The sequence below is a fragment of the Rhizobium sp. CB3060 genome (genome assembly GCF_025200735.1).
Lineage (GTDB): Bacteria > Pseudomonadota > Alphaproteobacteria > Rhizobiales > Rhizobiaceae > Rhizobium.
Genome location: NZ_CP104160.1, coordinates 480,969 through 494,859 on the forward strand (window position 1 = coordinate 480,969; position 13,891 = coordinate 494,859).

Annotated in this window: 11 protein-coding genes; 3 read left to right on the forward strand and 8 right to left on the reverse strand. The window is 58.0% G+C overall.

Annotation, left to right across the window (positions count from 1 at the left end):
* Both N2601_RS31850 and N2601_RS31855 read left to right on the forward strand, forming a co-directional pair.
* A complete protein-coding gene (locus N2601_RS31850; protein ID WP_260305839.1) occupies positions 1–1,374 on the forward strand; it encodes an NAD-dependent succinate-semialdehyde dehydrogenase in 1,374 nt (457 codons plus the stop codon).
* Positions 1,375–1,389: 15 nt separating this feature from the next.
* Positions 1,390–1,806, forward strand: a complete 417-nt coding sequence (locus N2601_RS31855; protein ID WP_260305483.1) for a cupin domain-containing protein — start codon at positions 1,390–1,392, stop codon at positions 1,804–1,806.
* 406 nt (positions 1,807–2,212) lie between these two features.
* Here N2601_RS31855 and N2601_RS31860 read toward each other — a convergent pair whose 3' ends face one another.
* The 6 genes from N2601_RS31860 to glmS form a co-directional block, all read right to left on the reverse strand.
* Positions 2,213–2,752, reverse strand: coding sequence for a DUF1269 domain-containing protein (locus N2601_RS31860; protein ID WP_260305484.1), 540 nt, complete (start codon positions 2,750–2,752; stop codon positions 2,213–2,215).
* Between the two features lie 393 nt (positions 2,753–3,145).
* Positions 3,146–4,117, reverse strand: coding sequence for a 3'-5' exonuclease (locus N2601_RS31865; protein WP_260305485.1), 972 nt, complete (start codon positions 4,115–4,117; stop codon positions 3,146–3,148).
* A 264-nt stretch (positions 4,118–4,381) separates the two neighbouring features.
* Positions 4,382–7,528: an efflux RND transporter permease subunit gene (locus tag N2601_RS31870; protein ID WP_260305486.1), complete on the reverse strand. Its 3,147-nt coding sequence runs from the start codon at positions 7,526–7,528 to the stop codon at positions 4,382–4,384.
* Positions 7,528–8,601, reverse strand: a complete 1,074-nt coding sequence (locus tag N2601_RS31875; RefSeq protein WP_260305487.1) for an efflux RND transporter periplasmic adaptor subunit — start codon at positions 8,599–8,601, stop codon at positions 7,528–7,530. The genes N2601_RS31870 and N2601_RS31875 overlap by 1 nt, the downstream gene beginning before the upstream one ends.
* A gap of 370 nt (positions 8,602–8,971) precedes the next feature.
* Entirely contained in the window at positions 8,972–9,502 is a 531-nt protein-coding gene (gene msuE / locus N2601_RS31880; protein WP_260305488.1) for an FMN reductase, read from the reverse strand.
* A 71-nt stretch (positions 9,503–9,573) separates the two neighbouring features.
* Complete coding sequence (gene glmS / locus N2601_RS31885) at positions 9,574–11,400, reverse strand: glutamine--fructose-6-phosphate transaminase (isomerizing) (protein ID WP_260305489.1); 1,827 nt, start codon at positions 11,398–11,400, stop codon at positions 9,574–9,576.
* Between the two features lie 480 nt (positions 11,401–11,880).
* Between glmS and N2601_RS31890 the strand changes: the two genes are divergently transcribed.
* Positions 11,881–12,597: a hypothetical protein gene (locus N2601_RS31890; RefSeq protein ID WP_260305490.1), complete on the forward strand. Its 717-nt coding sequence runs from the start codon at positions 11,881–11,883 to the stop codon at positions 12,595–12,597.
* A gap of 126 nt (positions 12,598–12,723) precedes the next feature.
* On the opposite strand, the gene N2601_RS31895 is transcribed toward N2601_RS31890, so the two are convergent.
* Entirely contained in the window at positions 12,724–12,963 is a 240-nt protein-coding gene (locus tag N2601_RS31895; RefSeq protein ID WP_260305493.1) for an Hsp20 family protein, read from the reverse strand.
* 349 nt (positions 12,964–13,312) lie between these two features.
* Positions 13,313–13,789, reverse strand: a complete 477-nt coding sequence (locus tag N2601_RS31900; protein WP_260305496.1) for an Hsp20 family protein — start codon at positions 13,787–13,789, stop codon at positions 13,313–13,315.
* Positions 13,790–13,891: the final 102 nt, after the last annotated feature.

Consider the following 13,891-nt stretch of genomic DNA (forward strand, 5'->3'; position numbering starts at 1 on the left):
GTGCTCACCTCGATCAATCCAGCGACCGGAAAAGAGATTGCAACCTACGAGTTGCATACCGATGAATACATAGACGCCGCGCTGACTGCGGCCGATAATGCTCAGCGAAAATGGCGTGAGGTTCCGATCAGCGAACGTGTAGGCCTCCTGACGCGAATGGCGGCTGTCCTTCGCCAAGGCAAGTCGACATATGCCAAGATGATAACCCGCGAAATGGGCAAGCCTATCGCGGAGGCAGAGGCTGAAATCGAAAAATGTGCGTACAATTGCGATTTCTATGCTGAGCACGCTGTACAGTATCTTGCTGACGAGCCTGTCGCCTCCAATGCCACCGAGAGCGTAGTGGCGTTTGCTCCGTTGGGTGTGGTCCTTGCGATTATGCCCTGGAACTATCCGTTTTGGCAGTTCTTCCGATTCGCGGCACCGGCGCTAGCTGCTGGCAATGGCGCGATCCTCAAACACGCCAACAACGTTCCGGAGTGCGCCCTCGCCGTTGAGGACATCATGCGGAAGGCAGGTTGCCTGGACGGCCTATTCCGGACCCTCCTCATCGATGCGTCGAAGGTCGCCGGATTGATATCTGATGACCGGATTGCCGCCGTCACGCTCACCGGATCCACCGAGGTTGGTGCCATCGTAGCCGGGCAAGCGGGCAAGGCCCTGAAGAAACAGGTTCTGGAGCTTGGCGGTTCGGATCCTTTTATTGTGCTTGCCGACGCAGACCTGGAGCAAGCTGCTGCCGTGGCCGTCCAGGCCCGCTATATCAACGTTGGTCAGTCGTGTGTGAATGCAAAGCGCTTCATCGTCGAGGAGCCCGTGGCAGAGCGCTTCGTTGAGCTGTTCTGCGAAGGCGTCGCCAAGCTCAAGATCGGCGATCCCACCGAGCGCGACACGAACATCGGTCCAATGGCGCGAGCAAACCTGCTTGCGGCTCTCCATGCGCAGGTCGAGAAGACCGTTGCTGCCGGGGCTAACGTGCGTGCAGGGGGTAAACCCATTGAAGGCGATGGCTTCTACTATCCGCCGACCGTTCTCGACAATGTCTCGCCAGATATGGTGGCGTTCTGCGAGGAAACCTTCGGCCCCGTCGCCGCTATCATTCGAGCCAAGGATGCCGACGAAGCCATTCGGTTGGCAAATCAAACGGAGTTTGGTCTCGGATCCGCCCTTTGGTCACGCGACACCGAAAGGGCAAAGCAGCTTGCTCGCAAAATCGAGGCCGGAGCAGTTTTCATCAATGGAATGGTGGCATCGGACCCCCGCTACCCCTTTGGGGGCATTAAGCGGTCGGGATACGGCCGCGAGCTTGGTGTCTATGGCATCCGGGAATTCGTGAACATCAAAACGGTCTGGGTCGGCCCGACTAAAGCCTAAGCAGGAGGAAACGAGATGGCTGAGGCGGTGATACTTCGTCCAAAAGAAATGAAGACAAATGACCGTGGCGGCGGAGCGAAGACTACGCCGTTGGTCACCCGCAAGTGCGGCTCGACGAGCATGATCAATGGTATCACGGCTTTCGATCCAGGCGCTTCGATCGGGCTCCACAAGCATAATTGTGAGGAAAGCGTGATGGTCCTGGATGGCGACGCCATAGCAGAAATCAACGGCGTCCAGCACCGGCTTGCCGCGAACGACACCACATGGATTCCCGCCAACGTGCCACACCGCTTCATCAACGCCTCGGATAGCCAGCCGATGCGCATTTTCTGGATATACGCTTCGATTGATGCGACCCGCACGATGTTGGTAACCGGAGAGGAAAGGCCAATCGATGCCGAGCACGGTCACTACGGTGGGGCTGCCTGATGTTTATCGAAGTTGCCGAAATTACGGTCCGTGATCGTCAAACCGCCTTTGAGGGCGACGTCTCGAAAGCTGCGCTTTTTTCCTTCGCGCGAGAGGGTGCCACGGGCTCGCCCTTCAGCCTCGGGATCTCGTCGACAAATTGCCGGCCGACGTTTCAGCCTCAACCCCGGAATACGAGCTCGATGGCTAAAAGTCGGTCGACTGACGGCTGGACAATCCTTGTTCATACCGTCAGGCGTGGTTCAAAAAACTAGGCAATAACGAAGCGTCAGAATTGGGGGCCTGTGTGGTTCAGAAGGGTCCGACTTTGAGACCGCGAAGTAAGTCAGAACGTCGCGGCGCCGCCTTTGAAGACCAGGTTCGTGGCGCAAGTCGATTTGTTTTCCCACCGGCCTCTTATTCTTCGTCATGCTCCTGTCGGCGGCGCCGCGGCGGACGATTCGGAAGCAAGCGCGCTGCGCAGACGCTCCTCCTGCTCGGGCGAGAGCGACGTTCTTAATATCCGCGCATGTTCACCCTGGAAGTCCTGTAGAACCTTCTCGGGCTGAACCTTCCGGATCAGCAAAAAGAGCGCCGAGCTGTTTACGGGGATGGTGTCGGCAAGTCGCTTGATGAGGTCGTCGTCGATGCCGTAGTCCGTCATCGAGCCTGCCAAAGCGCCGGAACCTGCCCCGAAGGCACCGCCGATAACCATGCCCGCAAGGGGATTGAGGAACAAAAGGCCGACAAGCGATCCCCAGATGGCACCTGACAACCCGCCACTCGCGGCGCCGGCGGCCGCCAGATTAACGCTCTGCTTGAGACGAACCTTGCCCGAAGCGTCGCGGATCGCAACCACGGAGTCTTCGAGATCGACTAGATATTCCTTTTGGAGCTGAATGAGGCGATTGAGGACAACGTCCGCCTGGTCGGAGTTGTCAAAGCCGAGCACTACGAGTTCAGACATCGTTTTTTCTTCGGTTTGGTGTTGCTGATATTGAAACTCGGCGGAAGTTGCCCCTGGACAACTTCCGCTCCAGCCTTAATCCGAGCATTTTACCACGGCCGTGTGAGGTTGCGATGAAAGAGGCTCTCGCTTGCCGTCTGCGACCGATCAGCCATTGTCTATTAACATCCTTCGCACCGCCATTTCATGAGCCTGGATCAATGTGAATTTGTCTGTCTTATGCCGGACCATCACTGATCTCACCGGTGATGAGCGCACGTTGAAGCCGCTCAAGACCGACGTAATGTGAGCTTCGCTTGCTCACGGTCTTTCCGGCATTTGGTACTCTCGTAACGCGCCTCAGATGGGATTCGAACTTGCAGAGCCTGCAATACAACGCCACACCAGCCGTCGTCACGCCCTGAAACGGTCAAATGAGGTGAGGCGTCTCATCGGTGGATCAGCGTCATCCCAGCGATAGATTTCCGAGCGCAGATAGCGAAGCTCGTCATCGAGACCATCTTCTGCAATCTCGATCCACCAACATTTCGGGCGCCCATCACTACCATCCGACCAACGGTAGCCGCGCGCCTTCAGGTGATCCTTCATGTCGAACGGACTGTTTTCCGCGTAGATGCGGACACGACAGCGCTGGCTCGCTTGATATAGTTCGGCGAACGGCGTTTGCCCGTGGCCGACGCAATCTTCTGCGAGAACTTCGAGCAACGCAAAACAGTCATCCACTGCCCGATGCCCCTCATGAAAATAGCCTGCCTGTCCGATCAAATATCCAAGCTTGGTTCCTTCGAAGCCACGTGACGCCCAATCGATTTCCGAGACCGAGCACGCCCAGGCTTTGCCGGCGAATATGGGTGAAAAGGCTTCGCAGAAGGGCCGATCGAAGCCAGCATTGTGAGCGATGATGAGGTCGGCTCCTTCGACAAGCGAGCGGAGTTGCTGAAGATTGATGATCTGGCCGGCCACCATTTCGTCGGTGATGCCGGTCAGACGCGTGATCTCTTCTGGGATTGGTGTGCTCGGCTGCCGCAGGGCGCCATAGACGCCGATGACGTCGCCGAAATTGCCCGCTTCATCAAAGCTGAACGCAACAGTGCCGATCTCGATTATCTCATCCCTGCGATGGTTGAGGCCAGTTGTTTCTGTATCAAGAATAACGCCCTTCAACGGGAATCCCGGACGCGCCTCCGTTGCGACGGCACGCGGTTCAAGCTTTTTGAGGATGCGATATCGGCCGGTCGCCTGGAGTTGCTGCACCATATCGTCCTCACTCAAAGCAGCTGACGACTGGCGCTTTGCAGGCAATGAAGCAGTTGCCTTCGCGGAAGGTGTCTCATTTGAAACAAATAAATCGAACTGCTGCGTCACTCAATCCCCGACGTTATCTCAGAACGAACTCTCGAGACTACATTGTCTGGCAAATCGGTATAAGGCATCTCCTCCAACAAATCAGGGAGAAAACATGGAAACTGTGGAAATCAGCAGCGTAGCGACTTCGCCCCGTGGGCAGTAGAGGCGCGCGCAGGAAATCGTTACAAACAAAGGAGCTGTTTTTGGAATTCGGTGATTTGATCGACAACGAAAAGCGTATGTCAAAAAACGCCTGCAGTCCCGATTGTGGGTTCGATGACTTTATGCTGAGATGGAGTCATCGCTAGGGATTTTCCCCGTATCGCCGCCGAGCACGCGTGGCAAACCGAATTCCGTCTCTCGACCGCAGGTCGCGTGGCGTCGAAGCGCTCGGCGACTGAACGATTTGAGCAAATTTTGCAGGTCATCGACGAAGGTGAAGATGACCGGGATGACGATGAGGCTGAGCAGCGTCGACATCATCACGCCACCAATCACCACAATCGCCATTGGCTGCCGGAAACTTGAATCTCCGCCCATCAGGCTGAGCGCAGCCGGCAGCATGCCCGAGGCCATGGCAATGGTGGTCATGACGATCGGCCGCGCCCGCTTGTGGCAGGCATCGACGAGCGCATCGAACCGGGACATGCCTTGGCGACGCGACATGATCGCATATTCGATGAGCAGAATGGAGTTCTTCGTCACCACGCCCATGAGCATGAGAAGGCCGATGACGGCGGGCATCGAGAAACTGGTGCCGGTTACCACAAGCGGCACCAGCGCACCGCCGAGCGAGAGCGGCAGGGCCATCAGAAGTGTCAACGGCTGCAGGAAATCGTGGAACAGCAGGACGAGCACCGCATAGATGCAGAAGACGCCGATCGCCATTGCGAGGGCAAAGCTCTGGAACAGCTCCGAGCTGCGCTGAAGCTCGCCGTGTTCCACCAGCGTGACGCCCGGCGGCAGGTGCTGGAGCGCCGGCAGTGCCTTCGCCTCGCGGTTGACGTCGCCCAGGATGCGGCCGTTGAGTTCGACGGAAACGGTGACATTGCGCATGCGATCGATGCGGTCGATCTCCGAAGGACTGCCGCCGATACGGATATCGGCGATCGATCCGAGATCGACATTGCCGTTGGTGCCGGCGACGCGCATGTTCTTGATGTCGTCGAGATTGCTGCGCGTCTCAGGCGAGAAGCGGACGACGATCGGGATTTGCCGCTGCGGCAGGTTGAGCTTCGGCAGATCGGAAGAATATTCTCCGTTCGTCGCCACGCGCACGGCGCTGGCGATCGCATTCGACGTCACGCCAAGCGCTGCGGCGCGGGCAAAATCGGGCGTGATCTGAATTTCCGGCGCCTGCCTGGCCGCTGTCGATGTGACCGCGCCGATGCCCTGCAGCGTGCGCAGTTGCTCCTCCAACGCCGTGCTTGCGCTGTCGAGCGCATTGGCGTCGTCGCTGGCAAGGGTGATATCGAGCTTGGTGCCGTTGCCGATACCGACCGCCACACGCACGCCGGGGAGGACGGAGAGCGCCTGCCGGATATCGTTTTCGATTTCCGATTGCTTGCGGTCGCGCTCATCAATGGGCGTCAGCACGACGACGATCGCGGCAGACCCGACACCGCTCCTGGCGATCTTCGCCCCACCGCCCGAGGATGCCGAGCCGACAGCCGCAAACACATGCGTCACGTCGGGAACCTCACTGAGAATATCTGCGGCCCTCCTGGTTGCGGCATCGGTTTGCTCGACAGTGGCGCCGGGCTGCAGGGTGAGCGTGATCTGCGTCCGCGAGTCGTCAGCGGCGGGCAGATATCCCGTTCTCAAGAGGGGGATAACGGAAAGCGAAAGCGCAACGACGACGGCGGTCATGGCCACCGTGGTCTTCCTGTGATCGAGGGCAGCCTTCGCGACGGCCATATAGACGCGCATGATGCGGCCATCCTTCTGCTCCGACGGATGGGCCTTCATGAAATAGGCGGCCATCATTGGGGTGAGCAGACGGGCAACGACAAGCGAGGCAACGACGGCAACAGCGGCGGTGATGCCGAACTGACGGAACAGGAGGCCCGGTATGCCGCTCATGAATGCCGTCGGCAGGAAGACGGCCACCAGCGTGAAGGTGGTGGCGATGACCGCAAGGCCGATTTCGTTGGCAGCCTCCATCGCGGCATCGATCGGCCGCTTGCCCATCTGCAGGTGGCGGGCAATGTTTTCAATTTCGACGATGGCATCGTCGACCAGAATTCCGACTACCAGCGACAGTGCCAGCAAGGTGACGACGTTCAGGCTGAAGCCGGCGAGATAGATGACCAGGAAGGTCGGGATGACCGACAAGGGCAGCGCCACGGCCGAGAGGATCGTTGCGCGCCAGTCCCGAAGGAAGAGCCAGACGACCACGATCGCCAGGATCGCGCCCTCATACAGCATGTGCATCGAACCGTCATAATTGCCGAGAATTGACCCGATCATGCTGTAGACTGCATGGATCTGCACATTCGGATGCGCCGCTGCGAACTTTTTCATTGCCGTGTCAACGTCAGCCGAAACACTGCTGTCGGAAAACCCGTTCGAACGCTTGATTTCGACCGCGATCACCGGCTTGCCATCGAGATAGGCCATCGAGGAGCGCTCCGCGAAGCTGTCGCTGACGGATGCGACATCGTCGAGCCGGGCCCGCTGCCCGTTTGCGAGGGGTATAGTGAGCTCCCTCAGGGCATCGACCGACTCTACGGCGCCGAGCGTGCGCAATGTCTGACGTGTGCCGCCGATCTCGCCGAGGCCGCCGGACGTGTCAGCTTGCACGGCCTTCAACTGCGCCGATACGGTCGCGGCGGTAACACCGAACGACGCCATCGTCGACGGATCGAGATCGACATGCACCTCGCGATCGATCCCGCCGATGCGATTGACCTGGCCCACGCCCGGCACCGACAGCAGCGCCTTGGTCAGATCATTGTCGACAAACCAGGACAGTTCGGTCTCGTTGAGAGCGGTCGAGCGCACGGCATAGGTGACCAGTGCGGAGCTCTGGACGGTGGCCTTCGTAACGCTCGGGGTCGCCATCTGTGCCGGCAGGTCGGCCTTGACGCTGTCGACGGCATTGCGAACCTCGTTGAGGGCGGCTTCGCTGTCTTTCTCCAGCTTGAAGGAAACCTTGATCGAGACGGTGCCATCGGTGATCATCGTGGTGATATGGTCGAGATGGCTCAAGGAGGTGAGACTATCCTCGATGGTGCGGGCAACCTCCGTCTCGAGCTGCGTCGGCGCAGCACCATCGAGCGTGGCGGTGACGCTGATAGTCGGAAGGTCCATATCCGGAAAGTACTGAACCGCCAACTGTTTGAATGCCCAAAGCCCCCCAAATCCAAACATCACAAACAGCAGTATCGCTGGTATGGGATTGCGGATCGAGAAGGCGGAAAAATTCATCAGTTTTTCTCCGCAATCTTCACGAAGTCATTGTCCGACAGAAAGGCTCCGCCCGAGGTCACGACCTTCGACGAGGCATCTGCGCCGGAGATGATTTCCACCTCGCCATTGTTGCGACGGCCGGTTTCCACCCGAACCCTGCGCACCCGGTTGTCCTCGCCTGCCGCGAAGACGTAGCTGATGCCGTCCCGGAACACGATCGCCGTTTCGGGCACGGTCAGGGCCGGCGTGGTCTGCAATTCGATGTTGCCCGTGACGTAAAGGCCGGTGCGCGGACGGGCATCGGCTGGAAGCGCGACGTAGACGATTGTCCGGCTCGTGTCGGTACTGACCGAAGGCCCGACAAGCCTTACCTTGCCTTCGATGGCATGCCCGTCCGGCCCGTTGATCGCAACGCTCAAGCCTTCGGAAATCCGCGGCAGATAGCGCGCCGATACTTCGGCCTGCCATTCGACACGCTGCTGACGGACCATGCGAAACAGCTCGGTGCCGGTTGAGACGACGGCGCCGAGGTTGGCGGAACGCGAGGTTATGAGGCCATCATCGACGGCGGTGATGGTCGTCTGCCCGAGCTTGATCTTTTCGCTGTCGAGCGCGGCTTCCTCGGATGCCAGGCTTGCCGTCGCCGTCTGCTCGTCGGCGAAATATTCAGTGATTTTCTCGTCGGAGAGAGCCCCGGAAGAGCTGAGCTGCCGCGCCCGATCCGCATTCGCCTTGGCCTTCGTCAGATTTGCCTTGGCGGTCACGACAGCCGCCTCCTGCTTGCGAAGGTCTGCCAGCACGCTCTCCTGCGAAAGCCGGGCCAGCGTCTGCCCCTTCGTGACCACGGACCCGACATCGACCAGGACGTCAGTGATGCGCAGGCCGCTCGTCTCGGAGGCGATGATCGCTTCCTGCCACGGTTTCAGCCAGCCGCTCGCGGGAACGGTTTCCGGCCAGTCCCGTTTTGCCGGCGCTGTCAGAGAGACGGTGAGAGCGGGCGCGGCGGCCTGTTCAGCCATGCTGTTGGCGAAGGGAAACTGGAGTGCTGCACAAAAAAGAACGGCGGCGAGTAGAATAAACGGCTTTCTCAAATAGCAATTCCTCGCAGTTCACGGGTGTCCGCGCTTGACTGTGGCGTTAAAATTGTCGGCTGTGGAGCAAAGTTGAAATGCCTGACGTTCTCGAAGGTGACAAAACGCAACTGGTCGAAACATCTTTGAAACACCTGTAATGTCAGGTTATTCCTCGATCCAAGGCAGCAGGTTCTTGTCGGCGACACCGTCACAGATCGCCAATCAGTTGCTGGATACAGCCGGGATTGAACACGCTCGTCAAAGCAGCCGATTGGAGCAGGGAAACACAGGGTCAAAGTTATCTGCGAGGCGTTGAATACCGCTAAATCGCCTCGTAAGGTACGCGTGGGACAATAGAGCCTGGTGCGCCGACGTTTGCTGCGTCTGTTCATCCTATTGCGTAGGCTGCTTCCTCGACAGCCCGGCCTACACGCATGCGGATGGCCTCGGAAATCACCTCCCCGTGGGCGAAGTCCTTACGGGTGGCATAGATCGCGGTCGGCATCGCAAGAGCTTCAAAGAACCCGAACAGAGGGCGCAACTGATGTTCGACGACAAGCGAATGACGCTCGCCCCCGCCCGTTGCAGCGATGATGATAGGCTTGCCCCTCAGCGATGTTGGGTCGAGCAAATCGAAATAGTGCTTGAATAGGCCGGTGTAACTCCCCTTGTAGGTGGGTGAGCCTACGACCAGGACGTCTGCCTCCAGCATCTGGTCTACGACGCCGCGCGCTTGAGCGTTGAGGTCGTCTAACCGTTTGGCTTTCAACAGTGAAGGTCCAAGATCATCGACATCGAAGGACTGCGCCACCGCTCGCGTTTTGATTGCCAGTTGCCCGACGATATGGTCGACGAATGTGCGCGTCGTGGACGGTCGTGTTATGTTGCCCGAGAAGCCAATTATCTTCGTTTGCGGCATGTCGATCTCCAAATGCTTAGCAGTTATAAGTCATCTAAACTCTGGCATTCGTCCCTTACGGAAACGACGGCCTATTCGACGGTGACTGATTTTGCCAGGTTGCGCGGCTGATCGACGTCAGTGCCCACAAACACGGCGGTATGATAGGCGAGCAATTGGATCGGCAGCGAGAAGATCATCGGCGCAATGATCTCGTCCACATTTGGAAGAACGATTGTTTCCATCGTGTCGAGCTTCAAGGCGCTAGCGCCCTTCTCATCGGTGATCAAGATGATCCGTCCGCCGCGGGCCGCAACCTCCTGCATGTTGGAAACGGTCCTATCGAAAAAGCGGTCGTGCGGTGCGATCACGATAACCGGCATGTTCTCGTCGATGAGAGCAATCGGACCGTGTTTCAGTTCGCCGGCAGCATAACCTTGCGCGTGAATATAGGAAATCTCCTTTAGCTTCAGGGCGCCTTCCATGGCCAGAGGGAAGCTGGTGCCTCGGCCAAGATAGAGCACAGCGCGGCACTTTGCCAATTCACGCGACAGAAGTTCGATGCTGGGTTGGATGCTGTCGAGCACCTGTCGCATGACGCGCGGCATCTCGGCAAGGCAGCCGACCAGTGTCTTCTCCTCCTTTTCCGTAAGGGTGCCACGCGCCCTGCCGGCGGCAACCGCGAGCGCAGCTAAAACGGCGAGTTGGCAGGTAAAGGCCTTCGTGGACGCAACGCCGATCTCCGGTCCGGCGAAGATCGGGAACACGGTGTCTGAGTCCCGTGCTATCGTCGATTCGGGCGCGTTGACGACTGCACCGGTCTTCAGGCCGTGCTCCTTGCAACAGCGTAGGCAAGCAAGGGTATCGGCCGTCTCGCCCGATTGTGAGATAAAGAGAGCTGCCACCTGTGGCGAGAACGGGATTTCGCGGTACCGAAATTCCGACGCGACATCGACTTCGACCGGCAGACGAGCGTAGTGCTCGAACCAGTATTTGCCGACCAGCCCGGCCAGGTACGCAGTGCCGCAGGCGGAGATCGCCAAGCTTTGTACGTTGGCTAAGACGGTGTCGCGCCAAACCGCGACCACCCGATTGTCGCTGAAGTTGATGTAATGGCTGAGGGTATCGGAGATGACCTCCGGCTGGTCGTAAATTTCCTTCTCCATGAAATGGCGATAGTTGCCCTTGTCGATCATATGGGCCGCCGCCACCGAGATCTGCCGGGGCCGCGTAGTGACCTTGCCGTCGATATCGAAGATACGGACGCCAGTCTTGTCGATGACCGCCCAATCGCCGTCGATCGGGTAAGTGATCTCGTTGGTGAAGGGCGCCAGCGCAATCGGGTCCGACCCGAGGAACATCTCGCCGCTTCCGTAACCGATCGCGAGCGGCGGACCATTGCGGGCAGCCATGATAGTCGAAGGGTCCTCCTCGAAGAGCAGAGCCAGCGCGTAAGCGCCTCGGACGCGCTTCAGCATCGCATGCATAGCTTCGCGCCAACCCATGTCGTCCTGGCGAAGTCTTGCCACGAGATGCGCGATGGCCTCCATGTCGGTGTCGGTTTGGAACTCGGCGCCGGCCGCGGTCAGCTCATCTTTCAATTCGGCGAAATTCTCGATTATCCCATTGTGGACGACGGCAATACCGTCGCTAAAGTGTGGGTGGGCATTGCGTTCCGTCGGCGCGCCATGGGTTGCCCAGCGCGTATGGGCAATGCCGATTGTGCCCGCCAGAGGCTGTTCTTTCAGCTTTGCCTCAAGATTGAGGAGCTTGCCCTCACAGCGCCGGCGATGGAGCGTTCCACCGTCGATCGTCGCGACGCCTGCCGAATCGTAGCCACGATATTCAAGGCGTCTCAATGCGTCTATCAGACGGTCCGAAACCGGACGATGGCCGACAATACCCACAATCCCGCACATACATTCTCCGCGTTTTCGGCCACAACGCACTCACGTAGTCCGTCAGTCTGGAGTGCGACAAGCTACAATCACTCGCCATGACAGCTTTCATTTCGTCAGAACTCCGTCGCAAAACCGTCGTGGTGTCGCGCTAAGTCAAATTCAGCGCTTTCTAACGGCACTCGACTTATTGGGAAAATCGATTCTTTGGATCACACCCATTTACGTCCTGGATTGGCGCGTGGGTTTTCAATCCGGCATGATGGGTGCCGCCTCAGACATAAACCGGCGGGTTTCCCGAGGCAGGAGTAACATCCGTCATGATGCGGTCAGCAGCCATCATTGGTGCCAGAAATCTACGGAAACCCCGAACGTGGGACGGAAGGTCCGCTCACGCAGCCTTCTAGAATAGTTCCCGTCGAGCGTTCTTGTGGGAAAGCCTACCTAGCCATAAATATCGATATCGACCACTCATCAAACTCGCCAAAAGGATAACTTTTCGTGTCAATTTGCTGTTGGAAGTTTATACGGGTTATCGCATTTGCACCTGTTGCTGCGATTATGCTGGCCGCGCATAACATATCGGCGCAGGAACCGTTCACCACGGTCCAATGGCCAAACACACCAACGGCCCGGATCGAAGCACTTGCGATTCTCCAGACCTTGAATGCAAATCTCCTGAGTAATGCTAGCGCCACATTGACGCTCGATCGCTGGTGTGCCGGACACAATCTCGCTCCACAAGGTTCTAAGATCGTTGCACAGCGGGTACGTGGGCAAGACAAGCCCGTCGATGGCCGCATCCGAGAACTTCTGGCGGTCGGCCCTAACGAGCCCATCGCCTACCGACATGTCCGTCTCGTTTGCGGCAATCGCGTCCTTTCTGAGGCCGACAATTGGTATGTTCCGGGGAGGCTAACAATAGACATGAATAAAGCGTTGAATACGAGCGACGTCGCCTTTGGCAGAGCCGTCCAATCTCTCAATTTCACCCGCACAAATCTATCTTCCAACTTGCTGTGGTCCCCTCTTCCAGAAGGATGGGACGTGCAAAAGGAGCTACCAACACCCGCAACGGGATATCTTATACTACCGCCCTTTCTTCTCGAACATCATGCAGTGCTGAAGCTTCAGGACGGTACTCCGTTTAGTGCACTGGTCGAAAGCTATACGAGCAATGTATTGGACTTCCCCGCTCCACCTCTGCTTGCCCATTAGAGGCCCATCCGCGCTACGACTACAGCGCAGCGCCTAGTGAATTTTCGATCGCGGCCGTAAGACAGCCACGCCGTTGCCGAAGCTCATCGGGTACGTTTGTACCCGGCGAGCTTGCAGTGGTCGGTACTATTCGGTGTTGTCGATAGCTATCCGCTTGACGTTGGCTTGCTCCTTCTCGGTCTTCGGCAGCATCACGGCAAGAAGACCGTTTTTGAACGTTGCGGCGACCTTACTCTCATCACCTGGCGACCCAAAGCCAGCTGCCGTTCGAAGCGTCCGCAATAACGCTCGCTGACCGGCGATCCTTGTCTTTGGTTTCGGACTTGGTTTACCGCGAAGCGTAAGCACGCCGTCTTCCAGCAGCAACTCGATATCCTCTGGATTGATGCCTGGAATTCCGCTGTCACGCGGATTTCGTCGTCATTCTCCTTTATCTCCACGTGCGGCCAATCGGCGATGTGCCACCATACAACGATGGCGGATCGAAACCGCGGAAGACTTCGTCGAACAGACGCTTGACATTGCGGTGAAGCGACAGGAACGGATCCATGTCGTCGCCACGATAGACGTTCGGAACTTTGCTATTGCCACGGCTTCATGGGATCAGGCCACGTATACTCATGACTATGATCCTTTCTTCGGTTTTTTCCTCCTGTTCGTGCGATGACGTCCTTGGCTGTTCGGTAACAGCCGAGGTAAGCAGGTGCGCATCACGCTAGCCCGCTTTGGCGCCTACAGTCTGCTTTGAAGCCGCTTTCGCAGTCTCGGCTTGGATGGCAATCCGACGCGGCTTCATCTCCTCAGGTATTTCCTTCTTGAGATTGATGAGCAGCAGCTCGTTTTCGAGCTTTGCGCCTTCGACGATTACGTGATCAGCCAGCTCAAATCTGCGCACAAACGACTTTGCGGGAAGGCCCTGATGCAGATTCAGTGCTTCGTCGCTCTCCGACTTCGCGCCGTTCACCACAAGCATGTTCGCCTCGTGGATAATCGTCAGTTCGTTTTCGGCAAAACCTGCCACTGCGACCGCGATGCGATACGCGTCCTCGCCGAGTTTTAGGATGTTGAAAGGCGGCCAGTTGTCAGCGTTAAGGCTGGCATTTTCGAGAAGACCGACCATGCGGTCGAAGCCGATGCTTGACCTATTGAAAGGGGTAACGTTGAAAGGGGTAACGTCGAGGTTTGTTCTCATAGCTACATCCTCCACTGAGCAACATAGATACGAGGGGCCGCCAAGAAGCTCCGCGCCCTCTGACTCAGCCGACCCTTTTTGGCGTCGACGACAGTCGAAATG

What these genes read in the sequence shown, in the direction of transcription:
- N2601_RS31855 (WP_260305483.1), top strand. Translation starts at nt 1,390, where the DNA reads ATGGCTGAGGCGGTGATACTTCGTCCAAAAGAAATGAAGACAAATGAC.
- N2601_RS31860 (WP_260305484.1), bottom strand. Translation starts at nt 2,752, where the DNA reads ATGTCTGAACTCGTAGTGCTCGGCTTTGACAACTCCGACCAGGCGGAC.
- N2601_RS31870 (WP_260305486.1), bottom strand. Translation starts at nt 7,528, where the DNA reads ATGAATTTTTCCGCCTTCTCGATCCGCAATCCCATACCAGCGATACTG.
- msuE (WP_260305488.1), bottom strand. Translation starts at nt 9,502, where the DNA reads ATGCCGCAAACGAAGATAATTGGCTTCTCGGGCAACATAACACGACCG.
- glmS (WP_260305489.1), bottom strand. Translation starts at nt 11,400, where the DNA reads ATGTGCGGGATTGTGGGTATTGTCGGCCATCGTCCGGTTTCGGACCGT.
- N2601_RS31900 (WP_260305496.1), bottom strand. Translation starts at nt 13,789, where the DNA reads ATGAGAACAAACCTCGACGTTACCCCTTTCAACGTTACCCCTTTCAAT.